An 18,287-nucleotide genomic window follows, 5' to 3' on the forward strand; every position below is an offset into this window, starting at 1 on the left:
AAATGATGCAAGGAAGACGCCATGTCCAATGAATTTCGTCCGCTGATCGAGGTCCTGCGCGAGCTCAGGGCGCTGGCATTGAAGAAGGCGTCCGGCTTTCTGTTTGTCGTCACCGAAGAAAACCACTCCTGCATCGTCCGCCTCAATGCCGGGCAGATCGAAGAAGTGGTGTTCCGCATGCTGCGCAATGATGAGGCGGTGCAACGCCTCACCATGGTCGGCGCCGCGAAGGCCCGCTTCCAGGTCGACCCTGGCGCCGGCCTGGGCAAGCCCTCGCTGTTGAGCGACGACTCGCGTCAGTGGTTGATGGGCGGCTTCGAACAGGACCTGGGCGGCGCGCCGTCCCCGGTCCGCGCGCCGGTTGCGCCCGCACCTGTTCCGGCGCCGGTGCCGGCGGCATCACCTGCACCTGCACCGTCAGCCAATGGCGGAAGCGGCGCGCCGGACGAGCGCGTTCGCGACGCCCTGGAAAAGGTCGCGCTGAACTATCTCGGCCCCATCGCCGGCATGCTCTGCGACGAAGCCTGGGAAGCCTCCAGCGACATCGAGCAGGTCATCGGCCAACTGAGCGCCAACCTGGCCACGCCGCAGGAAGGGCAGCGCTTCACGACTGATGCGCGCGCCGCGCTGGCCAAACTGCGCTGACGCAGCGATGCCTCACGGCAGGATGCACAACCACACAGCGCGGCAGGGCTGACCAGACATCGCAGCCGACGCCTCGACCAGTCTGCTCACTCAGGCTGGGCGTCGCCGCGCTTCGATGCTCGCCGCGGCGACGTGGATCCGATCAGGGCGCGGCCGCACACGGAAAGGCTTGCGCCAAGGCGTCGACTACACGCGTTGCTGCGCCTTGGTGCAGGCGCTCGGCCGGCAGATCGCGTTGAGTAGGTGTAGACCCGATCGACCAGCTCGTGCGCAAGCACCCGCCCGGCCCCGCACCAACGCACACCGCTGGCGATATCGGCACCCCCTTCGGTGTAGGCGCGCGCGCATGCTCGAAAGCTGCCGCCGTGCCTGCTCTGGGTGCGCCGGATCGCCCTGCCAGCCCTCCATCGCCTGCACCAACTCCGCCACGCTGAGGATCCAGGTGCGTCCTAGATCGGGCGGAACCGCCCATGCACCCGGCATTACAGCACACGACAACAACGCGGCCAGCGTTCGGCAATGAAGTCAGGCGGCAATCGAACGCATACGCAGTCTCTCAGACGATCGGTGTAGCGCACAGATGCGCAGCCTACCGCGCCAGCATTCGCCCCCATCCTAGTGCGGTCGGTCCAGCCGCGATGGCGCGCGGACCGGGATTTCAGTAGTTGGGGCTACGAGCCGGGCACGTTTGGCGCTAGTCTTGCAGTCCATATCGCCCAGCCTGTGAGATGACCCTCCCAGCAGCCATCCAAGCCGATCTGTTTCGCCACGTCAGTGCGGAAAAGGCGGCGCTGTACCGTTGCATCATGGGGTGCTTCGCTGCTGCCAAGCGGCAGTTCCGGCTGCATCTTCGCCCCGATGAGGTTTTGGAGGATGCAGACTGGTCAAAACTGCCCAGCCAAGCCATGCCTCGGATGGAAGAAGTCCAGACGGCGCTGGCGCAACTGGCGGACTGGGGCAACCTCGAATCCCAGCCAGACACCGCCCGCGTCGCCAGCATCAACGACTTCTACCGCGCGCGTTTCGTCTATCGACTCTCGCTGGGCGGCGAGGCAGTGGAGGCCGCGCTGGCAACCTTCAGCCGCACGCTACGCCGACGTGCCGAGCTGCAGAGCGTCGCGCTCGAGGACATCGCGCTGCGTTTGAAGGCATTGCTGACCCTGGCCGATGCTGCCGAACCAGATGCCGTCAAGGTGCACGAGACCCTGCGCGACCTAGTGCGCGTGTTCGAGAGCCTGGCCGACAACGCGCAGGCCTTCATGGCAGGCGTCGGCCGTGGAATCGAACTGCAACACGCCGATGCCGCAGCGATACTCGCCTACAAGAAGCGGCTGATCGACTACCTGGAACGCTTCATCGGCGATCTGGTCGCCCGCTCCGGCGGCATTGCCCAGCACATCCTCATGCTGCAGTCGTGCATCGACACGCTGCTATGGCTGGCCGCTCAGCGCCAGGCCCGCGACAGCGCGCCGGGCGACGAAACGGAACAACGCGATGCGGTCACGCGCGGCTGGCACGCCTGGCGCGAACGCTGGACGGGGCTGCGCCGCTGGTTCCTGGCCACTGGCCACGCACCCGCGCAGTCCGAGTTGCTGCGCGCCAAGGCACGTGCGGCCATCCCGCAGTTGCTGTCGGCCGTGGCCACGATCAACGAGCGCCGCAGCGGACGCAGTGACCGCTCTGCGGATTTTCGAATGCTTGCCGGTTGGTTCGCCGCCTGCGAGGACGATGACCAGGCCCACCGACTGGCACGCGCAGCGTTCGCGCTCAACCCGGCCCGACACTTCGCGCTGACCCCTGAGCTGGCGTCCGGCGCGCAGGACCTGCCCGCCAGCACGCCCTGGGCCGAGGCGCCGCCGCTGCGCGTCCACCCGCGCCTGCGCCAATACGGCCAGGCATCGCCACGCGGCGCATTGCCACGCGTGCAGACGCGCGAGGCCGAGCGGCAATTGCTGGCCGCCCGGCTGCACGAGGAACATGCGCAAATCGAAGCCGCTCGCCAGCGCCTGGCCAATGGTCGCAGTACGTGCCTGTCCGAGGTCGACACACTCGATCCCCAGGCCTTTACGCTCTTCCTCGGACTGCTGAGCGAAGCGCTGACCGCGCAATCTTCGCCCGACGCCGAGGTGGACGTGCCCAGCGGCGATGGCCTGCTGCGCATCCGCCTGCAGCCGCTGGCTGCGGGCAGCCGAGCCACCATCCACACCGCCACCGGTGCATTCAGCGGCCGCGACCACCTGATCACCATCACTCGCACGGACGCAGCACCATGAGCTCCGGCGACAACCGCGCCAACAGCCACAGCATCGGTCGCGAGCAGACCCGCCGCCGCGACGACGAACGCAGCCAGGCGCTGCGCGCGCTGCTCATGGCACCGTTGATGACCCCCACACACCAGGACTTTGCCGCCGTGCGCCGGCATGCCGACGAACTACGCGCCTGGTTCGCACGCGAAACCGGCTGGACGCTGCACATCGAACGCGACTGCGCACGCCTGTACAAGCGGCCGGCCGACCTGGGCGACGCCAGCCGCGGCCTGCCCGGCTACGAACGCAGGCGCTATGTGCTGCTCTGCCTGGCCTGCGCGGTGCTCGAACGCGCCGACCCGCAGATCACCCTGCGCGTGCTGGGCGAGCGGCTGCTGGCGCTGGCCGCCGACCCCGCACTGGAATCGCGCGGATTTCGTTTTACCCTTGGCGCCGCGCATGAGCGCCGCGAACTGGTCGCCGTCTGCCGCAGCCTGCTGGAGCTTGGCGTGCTGCAGCGTGTTGCCGGCGACGAAGAAGGCTACGTGCGCAACAGCGGCGATGCAGCCGAGGGCGCAGATGCCCTGTACGACGTGCGCCGCCGAGTACTGGCCGGCGTACTTGCCGCAGTCCGCGGGCCATCCACCTGGCCCGCCGAGCAGGCTCCCGTGGACCTGGACGCACGCCTGGCATCACTGGTCAGCGAGCACCAGCCCGACAGCGAAGAAGGCCGTCGCACGGCCCTGCGCCACCACCTCGCGCGCCGCCTGCTGGACGACCCGGTGGTCTATCTGGACACCCTGGACCCCGAATTGCGCGCCTACTTCGTCAATCAGCGCGGCGCGATGGCCAGCCGCCTGTGCGAGGCTGCCGGCCTGGTCGCCGAGCAGCGTGCTGAAGGGCTGGCCCTGGCAGACCAGGACGGCGAGCTGACCGATATTGCCATGCCCGCCGAAGGCACCGAAGCCCATGCCACCCTGCTGGTCGCCGAGTTCCTCTCGCGGCCGCGCGCGTTCACCGAAACAATCCACCACGACGATGTCGTCGCCTTTCTCGCCATCGCCCGTGAAGCGCACGGCAGCTACTGGCGCAAATCGGCGCGTGAGCCCGGTGCCGAACGCGAGCTCGCCAGCCTGGCGTTGGAGCGCCTGCAGAAACTGCAGCTGGTCGCATGCACCCAGACCCACGTCCGCCCCCTGCCCGCGCTGGCCCGCTTCGCACTCGGCGCAGCCGACATCCGCCAGTCGATCCCATCCACAGCCAGGCATCCCTCCCTGTTCGAATGACCGACGCACTCTGCCCACCCCTGCCCACTCCGACCCGCGCCCGCTGGCAGCCGCTGCGCCTGGGCTTGGTCGAATTGTTCCACTACGACAGCGAGGAGTTCTGGTTCCGCGACGGCCACCTGCTACTGCGCGGCAATAACGGCACGGGCAAATCCAAGGTGCTTTCGCTGACCCTGCCCTTCCTGTTCGACGCCCAGCTCAAATCCTCGCGCATCGAACCCGATGGCGACGCCAGCAAGAAAATGGCCTGGAACCTGCTGCTGGGGCGCCACGACCGCCGCATGGGCTACGCCTGGCTGGAGCTGGGCCGGGTCGGTGCCGACGGCCAGCTCCATTACCTCACCCTGGGCTGCGGGCTGCTTGCCGTGGCAGCACGCGCCCAGGTGGACAACTGGTTCTTCGTGCTTGAGCAACAGCGCATCGGTCGGGACCTGTGGTTGATGAGCCCCTCACGTGTGGTCCTCACGCGCGAACGACTGCGCGAGGCGCTGCAGGAGCATGGGCAGGTGTTCGACACCGCGACCGCCTACCGGCGTGCGGTCGACGAGCGCTTGTTCCACCTCGGGCTACAGCGCTATGCCGCGCTGATGGACACGCTGATCCAGCTCCGCCAGCCGCAGCTCTCCAAGAAACCGGATGAAGCCAACCTCTCCAATGCCCTCACCGAGGCGCTGCCACCGATCTCCGTCGAGCTGTTGACCGACGTCGCCGACGCCTTGAACCAGCTCGAGGAATACCGCCGCGAGCTGGAGGAATACGAAGCATTGGAGCGTGCCGTCGGCCAGTTCAATCAGCGTTATCAGCGCTACGCCGCCACCCAGGCCCGGCGCCGTGCGCGCAGCCTGCGCAGCGCGCAGACCGGCTTCGACAACGCCAGCCGCGACCTCAGCGACGGCCGTCTCACCCTGGAGACCGCGCACACCGCCGAAACCGGCGCCAGGCAAGCGCAACAACGCGCAGAAGAAGCCTTGGCGAGCCATCGCGTCCGGCACGACGAGTTGCAGAACGATCCGGCCATGACCGATGCCAAGGCCCTGGACAAGGCGGCAGCCGACGCCGAACGCCAGCGCAGCGAAGCGCACGCCGCCTGCACTGAACGCCGACACCGCCAAACCCGTCTCGAGCAGGAACAGCAGGCCACACGGCAGCGCGCCCAACGCGCCGACGACGCGAGCCGCACACTGACCGACGCACGCACTCAGGCCCGCGAGGCAGCCCAGGCAGCCGGGCTAGCGTCCGACTACGGCACCAGCCTGCTGGCCGAAGGCCAGGCGGCCGCCCTGACCCCAGCAGCGGTGACCTCTGCGCAACAGGATCTGCGCAACACCGCTGCCGCCCGCCGCGAACAGCTCGCCCATCTGCAGCGCCGGTGCGACGAAGCCGAGCAGGCTGCTCGCGCCCGTGCGCACGCGCAGGACCTGCGCGACGAGCGCGCCGCCGAGGCCGAGGACGCTGCCACCCGCCGCCAAGAGGCCGACACCGCCGTCGAACACCAAGGCCGGCAGTTGTTCGATGCCTGGCACTCCCACCTGGATGCTGCGCGTCAGCTGCGGGTGCCTGACAGCGGTGACGTCCTCGACGCGTTGGCCGCATGGACTGCAAGTCTGCATGGCGACAATCCCGCGCGCACTGCCCTGCACCGGGCTCAGCAGGCCGCCAGCCTGCTGCTGGCCCAGCGCCAGGCCGCGTTGCAGACCGAAAGGCACGCCTTGGGCCAGGAACAAGCCGCATTGCAAACGGAGCGAATACGCCTGCAATCCGGTGAAGATGCCCTGCCCGTGCCGCCGGCATGGCGCGCGCCAGACGCACGCGACGGCCGGGCCGGGGCACCGCTGTGGCAACTGGTCGAGTTCGCCCCGACCGTGCCGGCCGACCAGCAGGCCGGTCTCGAAGCCGCGCTACAGGCCTCAGGCATGCTCGACGCCTGGGTCACGCCCGACGGACAGTTGCAGGACTGCGGCGGCGCGCCACTGCCGCACGATGCCCAATGGCTCGGCCGGCCGGCGCGCCTGGATTCGTTGGCCGCGTGGCTGCGGCCGGCAGCCTCGATCGACGCCACGCTGCCGGTCGCGCCTGTCGTCGTGCAACGCTTGCTCGAAGGTGTCGCCAGCGGCGAGCAGGACGACCCAAATGCCGAAGCCTGGATCGGTCCCGGCGGCCGTTTCCGGCTAGGCGCACTGGCGGGCGCCTGGCATAAGCCTCGCGCCGAATTCGTCGGCTACGCGGCGCGTGCAGCCGCCCGGGTCCGCCGCTTGAGCGAGATCGCTCAGCGACTGCTGGAACTCGACCAAGCGCAGTCGTTGTTGCAGGCCAGCGTCGCGCAACTCGCGGCCGACCAGCACCAGGCCACCAGCGAGTGGCAGTCGGCCCCTGCCGACGACGCACTGCGCGCGACGCACCTGCAAGCCAGCATGTGCGTCCGCGAGTTCGACGCGGCCAGGCTGCGCCTGGACCAGACCGAACATGCCTTGCGCCGCGCCATCCAGCACTGGGAGACGGCCAACCAGACCCTGGAGCAGGACGCCCGCGATCTCGCCCTGCCGCCGGAGCGCGAGGCCTTGCACGTCATCGGCCACATGCTGCTCGCCTTCGGCGATCGGCTGCATGCGCTGACGAGTGCCGCGCGCGCCTGCCATGACACGCTGGCCGAACAGCAGCAGCAGATCGAACGCGAACGGCAGGCCCAGACCGATGCAGAACACGCAGCCGAGCGGGCGGTCGAACGCGAACTGCTTGCCGAAGAGGCCCGCATCCGCCTGCAGACCTTGCGCGAATCGGTCGGTGCCAGGGTCGAGGAGATACAGCAGCGTATCGCCCACGCCCGGCAAGCCGTCGCCCATGCGGATTCGGAACTCAGAACGAGCAACGAAGCGCTTCGCCTGGCAGGCGAAGCCCGCGCCCGGGCCGAGCAGAAGGTCGAGACGGCCAACACCATCCTGGGCGAACGCATCGCAGCGCGCCAGCAGGCCATCGAGCAATGGCAGGGGTTCGCCGCCACCGGCCTGCTTGAGATCGCACTTCCGGCTGCCGAACTACCGCCGCAGACCTCGGCATGGACCATCGAGCCGGCCCTGGCCCTGGCTCGGCGCGCCGAGCAGGCACTGCTGCAGATCAACGACGATGACGATGCCTGGAATCGCGTGCAGAACCAGGTGTCGCAGGACTACACCGAACTTGGCCGGGCGCTGGCCGCGCTGAGCCACCGTGCCCAGGCCGAAACCAGCGATTTCGGCCTGATCGTCAGCATCGTTTATCAAAACCGGCCCGAACGTCCCGACCAACTGGGCACGCGCCTGGCCGGCGAAATCGCCCAACGCCGGGAACTGCTGACCGCCGGCGAGCGTCAGGTACTGGAAAACCACCTGCAAGCCGAGATCGCCAGTGCTATCCATAAGCTGCTGCACGAGGCCGAGCAGCAGCTGGTGGCGATCAACCAGGAGCTGAGCAAGCGCCCGACCTCTACCGGCGTGCGTTTCCGCCTGGTGTGGGAAACCCTGCCGGAGAGCGGCGATGGCGGCGCCCCGGTCGGCCTCAAGGCGGCCCGTCAGCGCCTGCTCAACACCAGCACCGATCTGTGGAGCGTCGAGGACCGTCGCGTCGTCGGCGAAATGCTGCAACAGCGCATTGCCGCCGAACGCAGCCGTGCCGATGCCGACCAGGGCGGCAGCCTGCACGAACAACTGGCGCGCGCGCTCGACTATCGCCGCTGGCACCGCTTCCGCGTGCAGCGCTGGGATGGGCAATGGCGTCCGCTGTCCGGTCCAGCCTCCAGCGGCGAGCGCGCCCTTGGCCTGACGGTCCCCCTGTTCGCCGCCGTCTCCAGTTACTACTCACAGGCCGGCCACGCGCATGCGCCGCGATTGGTCCTGCTTGACGAAGTCTTCGCCGGCATCGATGACGCTGCGCGCCATCACTGCTGGGCGCTGATCCGCGAGTTCGACCTCGACTTCGTCGTCACCAGCGAACGCGAATGGGCCTGCTCGGCCGAATTGCCGGGGGTGGCGATCGCCCAGTTGCAGCGCCATGAAGGCATCGACGCCGTGCATGTCTCGCGCTGGATGTGGGATGGTCGCGCCAAGCGCCAGGAGCCCGACCCCGACCGCCGCTTCCCGCCAGCTGCCTGAGCTGCGCTGCTTGAGTTTGAATCGCATGTCCGCCGACACCGCACCGCCAACCGATCCGCTTGACCCGCGCCTGCAACGCCTGCTGGGCGGCGACGCCCTCGCCCCCCTGCGCCAGCGGCTGCGCCGGCATTTCGAACGCATCGGCGTCGATGCCACCGCATCGACGCTGCGCTTGAACGACCTCGATCCCGCCGCACATCACGCACTGTGCCGAATGACTGGCAGACCCACACGGCCGGCGCGCTCGATGACCCTGGACATCGGCCAGTTGGATTCTGCACTGCGCGCAGCCGGCGTCGCCAACTCCCTGCGCACGGCACTGGAACGTCTGGACGGCCCCATCGTCGACAAGACGCAGCTGCGCCTGGAACTTCAGGCCCGCTGGGCTGGCGTGATCGACTCGGCGGCTGCGTGCCCACTGCTGCAACATTGGTTGAACACGCCCTCGGCCCTAGCCGTGGTCAAGCGCCTGAGTCGTGAACCGCAACGGGTCGGGCCATTGTTGAACGCCGCCGACGCTGTGCTGCGCACGCTGCCAGCGCAGGGGCAGCCGCGCTCGCAACTGGCGGCCAGCCTGCTCGGCGATGCGCATGCCCTCGACGCCGGGCGAGCGGTGGCCACCCTCGTGCTGGCCGCATGGCGGCATCACGAACAGCAGCGCGCAACCAACCATGAGGCCGGCGAAGATCCCGACGATGGCCCACACAGGGCCGGCACGGACGAGCGTCAACGCGACATCTGGGCGCGCGCAGGCGTTCTGGTGAACGAGTTGGCCCGGCCTGCGCTCTTTCTCAATCTGCCAGTTGCCACCTGCGGTTCGCGGCCGGTGTCTGCGGGCGAGCCGTCGTATCTCTCGCTGCGGCAGTTGCTTCGAACCCGTCAGGCCTGGTCGGTGGCCGATCGCGTCGTGCATGTCTGCGAGAACCCCAACGTTCTTGCCATCGCAGCCGACCGCTTGGGCCCGCGATGCGCACCGCTGGTCTGCACGGACGGCATGCCATCGGCCGCGCAACGCATCCTGCTCGATCAACTGCAAGCTGCCGGCGCAACGCTGCGCTATCACGGAGACTTCGATTGGCCTGGTATCGTCATCGCCAATTTCGTGATCCGCACCTGGAAGGCGACGCCGTGGCGAATGAGTACCCAAGACTATGCAGCAGCCGCCGATTCCGCCGCACACGTGCGGCATGGACTTGGCGCCACACCTGTCAATGCCGACTGGGATCGGCATCTTGCATCTGCCATGCAGAACCGTGGCATTGCCATCGCAGAGGAAGCGGTGGCAATCACGTTGCTTGAGGATCTGTGTGTTCCGGATTCGGCATAAAACTGACGGCGTCAACCGCCGCAGCTGCGCTTCACCGATGACCGACGCCACAGCGCGACCGCAGGCACCTGCTCCCTGCTCACGCATTGAACAAGAACAGCGGGTCTGGATCCGACCTTGAAGCGTTTACCGACCGGTCCGCCGGCATCCGGTTTTGCGAGTGCTTACAACGCGGCTACCGACCTGTCTGACGAAGCGATGCGCGCACGCTGGCTGGAGAACCCGTACTGGCGGTTGTTCACTGGTGAGGTGGTGTTCCGGACGCGCCTGCCCTGCGACGCCAGCGCGTTGACGTGCTGGAACCAGCACGTGGGCAACGCCGGGCTGGACGAGTTGCTGGCGCACGCGATTTAATGCCGCGCACGCGATGCAGGCCGGTGTGGAGCGCGAGCTGGATGCGGTGCAGGACAGCGTGGGCGAGCGCATCGGTATCTGGCTGCAGCGCCCCGCCAACTGTATATGTAGCGCCCGAAGACCAAATACAGGCTCTATGCGTCGTACGCCTCGCAGATGGCATGCATCGGCGAAGCCGGGCGCGGGGTCATTCCCACTCGATTGTAAACGAATAGATAAAATACTTTATAAACAACACCTTGCAAATAAAATCAGAACCAGTGCCATGAAAAATGCCATGACCAGATTATGAGGTTGACTACGGCTTGCGCCGTCGGCGTTCAAGCTCCTGGTCGGCGAACTCGCCCGGCTGCAATGCTAGCTCGGCATCGGTCATGCGCTCCAGCACGTCGTGTAGGCGAATGGTGCAGAGCATGGGCGGCAGCTCAAACTCGTAGCCGCCGGTGATCATTTCGGCCGCGATTTCCTCGGTGATGAAAAACGGCTCGGCGTCCTGATACGGCTTCGTCATACCCTGTCCTCCTGGCGTTCATCCTGGCCGACAGCGGCCAGGGCGTCGGCTTCCGTCAATGCATCCTCCACAAACGCGCCGCGCTGCTTCGCTTCGGCCTGGCTGACTTCGGCCCATATCCGTTTCACCTGGGCCGGGCTGCACCCGGCCAGCTCGGCGGTCTTGCTGATGCTGTGGCCGGACTTGCGCAGCGCGACAACCTGGGCGCGGCGCTTCGGGTCAGCGCGGCGGCCCTTGTAGCGCCCGGCCTCGCGGGCCAGCTTGATGCCTTGGCGCTGCCGCTCGCGCCTGTCCTCGTAGTCGTCGCGGGCCATCTGTAGAGCCAACTTCAAAAGCATATCCTGGACGGATTCCAGGACGATCTTGGCGACGCCGTGGGCCTTGGCTGCCAGGTAGGATAGATTGACTACGCCAGGGACAGCCAGGCGCGCACCATTGGCTCGGATCGACGCCACCAGGCGCTCGGCCTCTGGCAACGGTAAGCGGCTAATGCGGTCGATCGTCTCGGCAATGACCACCTCGCCCGGTTGCAGGTCGGCCACCATGCGCAACAACTCGGGCCGGTCGGCACGTGCGCCGCTGGCCTTCTCGCGGTAGACGTCGGCGACGTAGTACCCGGTGGCCTTCTGAGCCGTGATGATCCCTTCCTGGCGTTAAAGGTCTTGCGCTTCGGTGCTGACGCGCAGATAGACACGCGCCACAAGTGGCGCGGCCGCCGGTTTCGTCCTGCTCATGCTGGCTTGCATGTCCATACAAAATTTTGTATAGTTCATAAAGGCTTCTTGGCCCTGCTCGGGCGAAAGCCCATACGCCAAGGAAGCCCGCTCAATGGAAGTCCAGGTTAGGAAAATCGAAGGTAGTTGGGATGCGGGCTATGCCCTGCACAAACACACTCTTTCAAGCGTCCACCTTGGGGTGGACGAGTGGGGCCATGATCGCTTTGACACTACTCGGTCGGAACCCGGCGAAGCGCTCTATCAACTCAAGTACCGGAGTGACTGGAGCCAGGTCGATTCGTTGGCCGCGCAGGTCCGAGACACGCTGCTGCCCCTTTTCGGCAAAATCGGGCTGATTGTCCCCATGCCAGCCTCAACCGTGCGCACCAAGCAACCTGTAAACGAGCTGGCTAATGCGCTCGGCCGACTGACCGATATTCCGGTGTTTCACGAAATGATCGTCAAAGCTCCGGCCCAGGCCGGCAGTCCGGCGCTCAAAAACCTCCACACCAGGGCAGAGAAAGACGCAGCTCTGGCCGGCCGGATCACCGTCAACGAGTGCATCACGAACCAAGGCCGCTGGAACGCTTTGTTGCTCGATGATCTGTTCGACACGGGAGCGACGATGAATGCCGTGTGCCAGGCCCTACGCACCTATCAAAAGATCAACCATATCTATGCCGCCACGATTACTTGGAAATAGATCATGAAAACCGTGTTCATTGCTGGATCGATATCCATCAGTCGCCTGCATGAGAAGGTGCGAGAGCGGATCAACAATATTGTCTCGCAGGATCTCAACGTTGTTGTGGGTGATGCCGATGGCGCGGATACCTCCATTCAGGAGTGTTTGCAGGCCTATCACGCCAGCAAGGTCACGGTCTATTGCACGGGCGAAGCGCCGCGCAACAACGTCGCGGATTGGCCCGTGCATCACGTCCAGTCTCAGGCCAGAGCTGGTACGCGGGCCTTCTTCACAGCGAAAGACGTAGAGATGGCCAAGAACAGCGATTTTGGTCTGATGGTCTGGGATTGCAAAAGCACTGGCACACTCAGCAACGTTATCGAGCTGCTGAAGGCAAAGAAAAAATCTGTCGTGTTCGTCAACAAGAACAAGGATTTCGTGACCATCGGCGACAAGTCCGGCCTCGATCATCTATTGCATTTCATGTCGGAGCACGCACGCGCCAAGGCCGAGGAAAAGATTGGCCTGTCGACGAAGATTACAGCACTGAGCCAGGAGAGCTTTACGCTCGATGCACCGGCAACAGAAGCGCCCAAGGACCTACTCGACGCGGCGGCCGATCCTACCGTGACAGAGACTGTCGCCAGCACGGCCGAAACCGAGAGCGTGAAGCTGCGTGCCGTGCTGATGTCGGCGCTCGCGGACCATATCGCGCGGACCCATTTAAGCCAATCGCAAGCGGCCAAGGTATTCGGAGTAACACAACCGCGCGTGTCCGACCTGCTGCGTGGTAAGACCAATTTGTTCGGCCTGGATACCCTCATCAATATGGCTGCCGCTGCTGGTCTGCGCGTGGAAATGCGGGTGCTGGAATCGGCGTGAATGTTCAGAAAACCACCGTTTGATGAACACCAAAGAATGAGCATGAACAAGAACGACTCTGCGGAAGCTCCGCTGATTCCGAACGAAACGACGATCCAAGCGATGAAGGACGCTCGCGCTGGCCGCGTTTCTGGACACTTTGCCACTGTCTCTGAACTTATGGCCGAACTGAACGCGGACGACGAGCACGACCGCCAGGCTGACGCAGCACGTTCCAAGGCAATACAAGGGATCAAGTAAGAAGCGCTGGCCACCATCGCCAAAAACGGCGATACGAGATCCACGCCAAGGGGAAGGTACAGGGCGGCCGTCATCGTTCGAACTGTCGATGCTCAAGCACGCCGGCGCGCATCGTCGAAAACTGCGATGCAGGCCCGAAAACGACAAGGGCGGCAACTGGCCACCCTTGCTGTTCCTGGTGGAGCCTACGCGGCGAGTGACTACGGCACCGCATCCAGGGCCTGGCGGAAATCGTCCCGCGTGGCTCTCCGCACGAAAGTGCAGATCACGCTCGATTGGCAGACCCAGCCGTCCACGCACCAAAGCCAGTTCGGCCAAGCTGACCCAACCCAGCTCAGGCATTCCCAGGCCCAGGTCGCAAAGCCCGAATGCATGGTCGTGGTTGTCAGGATCGATCTCAGTTGGCAGCCAGGTTGCGCCAGCGTCGGGCGTGAACAGTTTGATCGCAGGAGGCGGATCGACGTCCGGGGTTTCGATGGACTCCTGGCCGTTGGCCAGCAGCAGCGAGCGCTGCTCGTCTGTGATGAATGGGTAGTTCATGCTGAACTCCTGAAGGATGCCGGGCGAAACTGCCCAGCACTTCCGGGTCACGGCGCAACGCAAACCGTCAGGGGTCCACGACGGCCTCAGGCCGCAAGCGTGCAAGCACGCGCCGCCCTTGACCGCGAGCACGCCGTGGCACGATAGGGGAACAGCAAGCCGCTCTTACTCCGCCGCTTCATTAGGCCAGAGGCGTCATGGGATCAAGGCCGGATGGCCGCGACTCGACATGAAGCACGGAGCGCAGCCTGCAAGTTTGGCGGTGAACCACCGGGACGCCGTAATATTTCTACTCGAAACAGAAAAATCCCCGCAGGCAGCGCAGCTAGACGAGGGAACTTCTGGGCGACAAAGACGACGACTACGGGAGGAAGCGCATGTCAATATTGCAGGAGATACTGAACTGGACCAAAGGGTTGCCCGAATGGCAGAGCGATGCCGTGGCACGTTTGCTTGCCAAGCAGACACTCGCGATGGAAGACCAGAATGATCTGCTCGCGCTACTCAAGGCGGCATATGGCATTCCGGATCCCAAAGACCGTAAGTCCAAGCCACTAACCGCCGAACAGATTCCCGCCCCGGTTCAAGTGACGACCCACGTTGAGCTACGGGCCATCAAGAACATGCGGCACGTCAACGCGATTGCCGAGAACCAACATCTACCCATCAGCGCCTCGGGCATGACCGTCATCTACGGTGATAACGGGTCAGGAAAATCGGGCTACTCCCGCGTTCTCAAACGCGCATGCCGTGCGCGCGATCAGTCGGAGGCCATTCATCCGAACGCCAACTTGCCTGCGAGCAAGGTAGGAACTCCGGAAGCCACTTTCGAGATCGCTGTCGACGGGGTTGCGCAGGACGCACACTGGCAACACGGCAAGGCGGCCCCTGCAGCGCTGTCGTCGTTTGCGATTTTCGACTCGCGTTGCGCTCGTGCCTACCTCGATAGTGAAGACGATTTTTCGTATGTACCCTACGGACTCGATGTATTCGAAGGCTTGGCTAAAGTCTGCAAGCAGTTGAAGACGGCGATCGAGACCGAGTACGCTCAATCTGCCGCTGATCTTTCCGCCTTTGCTCCCCTGCAGGGAGACACGCTCGTCGGCAAACTGATCGCGTCGCTTTCCGCCAAGACAACTCAGGTCCAGATTGATGCGCTCGCGACTTTGATTCCGGAGGAACTTGCCCAGCATGCGTCCCTGGACAAGAGCCTGAAGGAGAACAACCCGAAGGAGAAAGCTGCGCAATTGCGATTGCGCGCCCGCCGTGTCGCAGCCATTGCGACGAATGCGGCCAGCAAAAGCGCCCAAGTGGATCAAGCTGTCGTCGCCAAACTGAAGGCTCTGGCAGACAGCTATCGCACGGCGCAAGCTGCAGCCGCCCTCGCGGCGAAGCACTTCAAGGAAGGCGAAAACATGCTGCCAGGCACCGGCGGCGAGACATGGCGTGAACTTTTTGAGGCGGCGCGCAAGTTTGCCATCGAATCCCACCCTGATAAAACGTTTCCCGAATTGGGGGCAGACGCGCCCTGCCCTCTCTGTCAGCAAGCGCTCGCCGAAGGTGCTGACCGCTTACTGCGCTTCGAAGCCTTCATTCAACAGGAGGCGGAAAAAACCTCCCAGGCGCGTCGCGCGGCCCTGTCCGCCGAATACAAGCCATTCGCTGCACAGGTTCTCACGCTGAATCTAGACGACGTGACGCATGGAGAAATCGAGGCCCTGGACCCGCAGTTGGCAGCCGATACCAAGGCATTCGAGCCGCTCCTGACCGCTCGCCAGGAAGCCATCAAAGCGGCAGTGGTCTCGCACCAGTGGGATGGCATCAACCAACCCTTGTTCAATCCAGCCGAACGGCTGCAGGCTTTGGCGAGCAAGCTGAATGCCGAAGTGGAGACCTTGGAGAAAGCCTCAGACGAAAAGGCCCGTGCAGCCCTACAGGAACAGTTCCTGGAACTGGACGCGCGGGTACGACTGAGTCAAGTCAAGGATGCTGTCACCACAGCAGTCAATCGACTCGCCCACCAAGCCAAGCTCACGAAATGCCTGTCTGCCGTTAGGACCAACGCCATTTCCTTGAAGGCATCGGAGTTGGCGGAAAAGGTCGTGTCGAAGAAACTGGCCGAATCGCTGAACCGCGAATTCAAGGCGCTCGGTGTCGGCACGCTGCGCGTTTCGCTGCAAAGCCGGTCGGATCGGGGCAAGGCCCTGCACAAGCTCAAGCTGGAACTGCAGCAAAGCCGCAGTCCAGGGGACATCTTGAGCGAAGGTGAGCAACGTGCAATCGCGGTCGGTTCTTTCCTTGCCGAGGTTGGCTTAAGCGGAGGCAAAGGCGGCATCGTATTTGATGATCCCGTATCGTCACTCGATCATCGTCGGCGCGAACGTGTGGCAAAGCGCTTGGCCGCCGAGGCAGCACAGCGGCAGGTCGTCGTATTTACCCACGACGTCTATTTCCTGTGCCTGCTCGTCGAAGAAGCGAAGTTGGCCGGTGTTCCCATCGCTACCCAAAGCCTGACCCGCCGCGCAGAAGGTTTCGGGGTTGCGGACCCGGATCTTCCATTTGAGGGGAAAACGGCAAGTAAGCGAATCAATGCTCTGAAAGCGCAACACCAAGGCATTGAAAAGCTTTACAAGGATGGCGAAGAGCAAGAGCACAAGCGGCAAACCATTGATGCCTACTTTCGCTTGCGCATGGCGTGGGAGCGCGCCGTAGAGGAGGTGTTGTTACACCAAGTCATCCTTCGTTTCCGAAAAGGCGTCGAGACTCAGCGACTGGCTGGCGTAATAGTCGAAGATGACGACTACGCGCGCGTAACCGCAGGCATGACAAAGTGCTCCAACTATGCGCACGACAAAGCGCTCATGGGCGGCGTGGCCGTCCCCGAACCCAATGAACTGCTCGTCGACATCATGGCGCTGGAAACTTGGCGCGGACAAGTTGAGGCGCGTAATGTGAGTACGGCGAAGAAACGCAAGGCCGGACCGGCCGTCGCGCCACCTACCGCAGCACCATAGGCGGCTCAAGGTTCTCTCAGCACGCTGCGGACACTGAGCCTGTCAGAAATTTTTTGCCCGAGTCATCACACTTCGCCCTCATCGATATCGTCGAAGATGCTTCGCGTGCCGTGCTTTTCCTCAGAGGGCTCAATGGCTCCAAGAGTCCGAGGACTTCTCTTCGGTTCGGGCGTCTTGGTTTCGGCGATCCATTCATTTGCGAGATCCATCTCGCGCTCAATGAGCTTGACTGCATCTGCATCTCCGCTGAATCGCATCTTGAGGGTGTTGAACGATTCGAGAATATCTTGCATATGCTCATCCGGAGGGTCGGAGGAATGGTTGCTTTGCACCTCTAGCCGCAGTTCTGGCAACTTCGGCAGTAGGTCCGCGCGCGTGGTTTCCACAAGATCATCAAATTCTTCTTCTGTGAAGACACTGCGCACACCGGCATCTTTCAAGGCGTATGTGTCCTCACCCGCAATCGCATAGTTGCTAACGTTCTCGACGAACTGTCTTCGGTTCTCCTCGGGAAGGAGCCCGAACTCATGCAGGCGTACCGCGAGATCAACCTCAGGTACAGCGCTAAGGCTCAACCCTGGCTTGGACACACGCTCCAAGGTTTCCGCTGACTGCTCAAGGAACAACGCCAAGAACTCTTTGGAACAACGACTGGCGAGAAACCGGTGGAGTGTCCATCTCGCCCCCCACGAAGACATCCACTCCACTTTGTACATATCGCTGGCTGAGAACTCCAGCAGGCGCGCAATCATCATCGGGAAGAGCGACTTCGGAACAACAACCGCCTTTTCAAAGCCGACGTTGCCGCATGTGACCTGGGATGTCAGATTCTCCGTGGAGCTTCCACTCAAGAAAATGCCGAGCAAATCAGGACTGAAAGCCAGGGTCGCAGCATACGCATCGCCGATGGTCGGGTGCTTGAAACGCCACACCGGTTGGTCGTCAACCTGGACATTGGTCACAAGACTGCCGCTGAGCGCATCGAGTGCGGTGATGCAAGCTCCCAGTGTGCTGCCAAGCCGCTCCAGTGCTTGCGTTTCGGTGCCCTGTAAGGTGACAGGGCTTTCGAGGTGATCTTTCCTCATGTAGATCAAGCCGAGCGCGGCCTTGCTGTTTGCATCCAACCCCTGGATCACTTCAAGCAGAAGCTGCTCGCGCTTTTCCACGAATTTTCCAAGATGGTATTCACCGACATAGAGGTCCTTGGTGAACAGCGGATCCGCGATGCGCCGTGCCGTCTCTGGAATGAAGCGCGGATGTACTGCCATGCCTTCCAAGTGCGGTTTGATATCAGCCCGAAACGCGGTGGGCTGCTTTCCGAGTTTCAGATGGTTGTACAAAATCTGTTGTCTTTCTAAGGTCGATAGGTCATGAACATCGATCACTACCTGGCTTTCGCCGAGCAGCGGGAACGCACTTTCCTTGAGGTCATGACGCGCACGGTTGTATATGTAATTCCGTGAGGTCATGACGATCTTGACCCCGTGACGCAACATCGCCCTCACCTGTGCCAGTGAATGGTTCCAGCCCTGCACTAGGGATGGTCTGATCAACGCAGCCGGAAAACGAAACACGCCACATCCGCCGCGCTGAGGGCGCTCAAACCCCCGGTTTTTTGCCGTTTTCGGCACGTTTTCGGGGTANTCCGCGTCGCCGAAGGTCAGTTGCATCGTCATCGTCCTGGTGCCTCTGTGCGATTGTCGCAGGATCAGGGGGA

General features: G+C 63.7%; 11 protein-coding genes and 3 pseudogenes. 10 read left to right on the top strand and 4 right to left on the bottom strand.

The window, feature by feature from the left end; genetic code table 11:
- The first annotated feature begins 21 nt into the window (after positions 1-21).
- From XCSCFBP4642_RS0111970 to XCSCFBP4642_RS24685, 6 genes and pseudogenes are all read left to right on the top strand, one after another.
- Entirely contained in the window at positions 22-645 is a 624-nt protein-coding gene (locus XCSCFBP4642_RS0111970) for a DUF8082 domain-containing protein (protein WP_029219991.1), read from the top strand.
- Between the two features lie 728 nt (positions 646-1,373).
- On the top strand, positions 1,374-2,918 hold the full coding sequence (locus XCSCFBP4642_RS0111975) for a TIGR02677 family protein (protein WP_029219992.1): 1,545 nt from the start codon (positions 1,374-1,376) through the stop codon (positions 2,916-2,918).
- Positions 2,915-4,177, top strand: coding sequence for a TIGR02678 family protein (locus tag XCSCFBP4642_RS0111980; RefSeq protein WP_029219993.1), 1,263 nt, complete (start codon positions 2,915-2,917; stop codon positions 4,175-4,177). Before XCSCFBP4642_RS0111975 ends, XCSCFBP4642_RS0111980 begins: the two co-directional genes overlap by 4 nt.
- Positions 4,174-8,301 carry a TIGR02680 family protein gene (locus tag XCSCFBP4642_RS0111985; protein WP_029219994.1) on the top strand — a complete coding sequence of 1,376 codons (4,128 nt, stop codon included), beginning with the start codon at positions 4,174-4,176 and terminating at the stop codon, positions 8,299-8,301. Before XCSCFBP4642_RS0111980 ends, XCSCFBP4642_RS0111985 begins: the two co-directional genes overlap by 4 nt.
- 25 nt (positions 8,302-8,326) lie before the next feature.
- The gene (locus tag XCSCFBP4642_RS0111990; RefSeq protein ID WP_029219995.1) at positions 8,327-9,628 is read left to right on the top strand and encodes a TIGR02679 family protein; all 1,302 of its coding nucleotides are present in this window, start codon (positions 8,327-8,329) and stop codon (positions 9,626-9,628) included.
- A gap of 174 nt (positions 9,629-9,802) precedes the next feature.
- Positions 9,803-10,031 (top strand): annotated as a pseudogene (locus XCSCFBP4642_RS24685) (IS5/IS1182 family transposase); the annotation flags it as partial.
- A 249-nt stretch (positions 10,032-10,280) separates the two neighbouring features.
- On the opposite strand, the gene XCSCFBP4642_RS24690 reads toward XCSCFBP4642_RS24685, so the two are convergent.
- Together XCSCFBP4642_RS24690 and XCSCFBP4642_RS24695 are read right to left on the bottom strand one after the other, a co-directional pair.
- A complete protein-coding gene (locus tag XCSCFBP4642_RS24690) occupies positions 10,281-10,493 on the bottom strand; it encodes a hypothetical protein (protein WP_033898308.1) in 213 nt (70 codons plus the stop codon).
- Positions 10,490-11,227, bottom strand: a pseudogene (locus XCSCFBP4642_RS24695) (recombinase family protein). The gene XCSCFBP4642_RS24690 and the pseudogene XCSCFBP4642_RS24695 overlap by 4 nt, the downstream one beginning before the upstream one ends.
- Positions 11,228-11,321: 94 nt before the next feature.
- Between XCSCFBP4642_RS24695 and XCSCFBP4642_RS0112010 the strand changes: the two are divergent.
- From XCSCFBP4642_RS0112010 to XCSCFBP4642_RS29430, 3 genes are read left to right on the top strand one after another with little or no spacing between them, the layout of a single operon-like run.
- Entirely contained in the window at positions 11,322-11,912 is a 591-nt protein-coding gene (locus XCSCFBP4642_RS0112010) for a ComF family protein (protein ID WP_029219996.1), read from the top strand.
- A 3-nt stretch (positions 11,913-11,915) separates the two neighbouring features.
- Positions 11,916-12,776 carry a helix-turn-helix domain-containing protein gene (locus XCSCFBP4642_RS30775; protein ID WP_029219997.1) on the top strand — a complete coding sequence of 287 codons (861 nt, stop codon included), beginning with the start codon at positions 11,916-11,918 and terminating at the stop codon, positions 12,774-12,776.
- A gap of 42 nt (positions 12,777-12,818) precedes the next feature.
- Positions 12,819-13,016: a hypothetical protein gene (locus XCSCFBP4642_RS29430; protein ID WP_152527261.1), complete on the top strand. Its 198-nt coding sequence runs from the start codon at positions 12,819-12,821 to the stop codon at positions 13,014-13,016.
- Between the two features lie 303 nt (positions 13,017-13,319).
- Here the strand turns inward: XCSCFBP4642_RS29430 and XCSCFBP4642_RS27040 are convergent.
- Positions 13,320-13,556 (bottom strand): annotated as a pseudogene (locus XCSCFBP4642_RS27040) (DUF2958 domain-containing protein); the annotation flags it as partial.
- Between the two features lie 377 nt (positions 13,557-13,933).
- On the opposite strand from XCSCFBP4642_RS27040, the gene XCSCFBP4642_RS0112030 reads away from it, so the two are divergent.
- The gene (locus XCSCFBP4642_RS0112030) at positions 13,934-16,570 is read left to right on the top strand and encodes an AAA family ATPase (RefSeq protein WP_029220000.1); all 2,637 of its coding nucleotides are present in this window, start codon (positions 13,934-13,936) and stop codon (positions 16,568-16,570) included.
- Between the two features lie 65 nt (positions 16,571-16,635).
- Here XCSCFBP4642_RS0112030 and XCSCFBP4642_RS30510 read toward each other — a convergent pair whose 3' ends face one another.
- Positions 16,636-18,246, bottom strand: a complete 1,611-nt coding sequence (locus XCSCFBP4642_RS30510) for an nSTAND3 domain-containing NTPase (protein ID WP_425480111.1) — start codon at positions 18,244-18,246, stop codon at positions 16,636-16,638.
- Positions 18,247-18,287 lie beyond the last annotated feature (41 nt).

It is taken from the genome of Xanthomonas cassavae CFBP 4642 (assembly GCF_000454545.1).
Lineage (GTDB): Bacteria > Pseudomonadota > Gammaproteobacteria > Xanthomonadales > Xanthomonadaceae > Xanthomonas > Xanthomonas cassavae.

Excerpts from the sequence above, each read along its gene's own strand:
- XCSCFBP4642_RS30775 (WP_029219997.1), top strand. The coding sequence starts at position 11,916 with ATGAAAACCGTGTTCATTGCTGGATCGATATCCATCAGTCGCCTGCAT.
- XCSCFBP4642_RS24690 (WP_033898308.1), bottom strand. The coding sequence starts at position 10,493 with ATGACGAAGCCGTATCAGGACGCCGAGCCGTTTTTCATCACCGAGGAA.
- XCSCFBP4642_RS0111970 (WP_029219991.1), top strand. The coding sequence starts at position 22 with ATGTCCAATGAATTTCGTCCGCTGATCGAGGTCCTGCGCGAGCTCAGG.
- XCSCFBP4642_RS29430 (WP_152527261.1), top strand. The coding sequence starts at position 12,819 with ATGAACAAGAACGACTCTGCGGAAGCTCCGCTGATTCCGAACGAAACG.
- XCSCFBP4642_RS0111985 (WP_029219994.1), top strand. The coding sequence starts at position 4,174 with ATGACCGACGCACTCTGCCCACCCCTGCCCACTCCGACCCGCGCCCGC.
- XCSCFBP4642_RS0112010 (WP_029219996.1), top strand. The coding sequence starts at position 11,322 with ATGGAAGTCCAGGTTAGGAAAATCGAAGGTAGTTGGGATGCGGGCTAT.
- XCSCFBP4642_RS0111990 (WP_029219995.1), top strand. The coding sequence starts at position 8,327 with ATGTCCGCCGACACCGCACCGCCAACCGATCCGCTTGACCCGCGCCTG.
- XCSCFBP4642_RS0111980 (WP_029219993.1), top strand. The coding sequence starts at position 2,915 with ATGAGCTCCGGCGACAACCGCGCCAACAGCCACAGCATCGGTCGCGAG.
- XCSCFBP4642_RS0112030 (WP_029220000.1), top strand. The coding sequence starts at position 13,934 with ATGTCAATATTGCAGGAGATACTGAACTGGACCAAAGGGTTGCCCGAA.
- XCSCFBP4642_RS0111975 (WP_029219992.1), top strand. The coding sequence starts at position 1,374 with ATGACCCTCCCAGCAGCCATCCAAGCCGATCTGTTTCGCCACGTCAGT.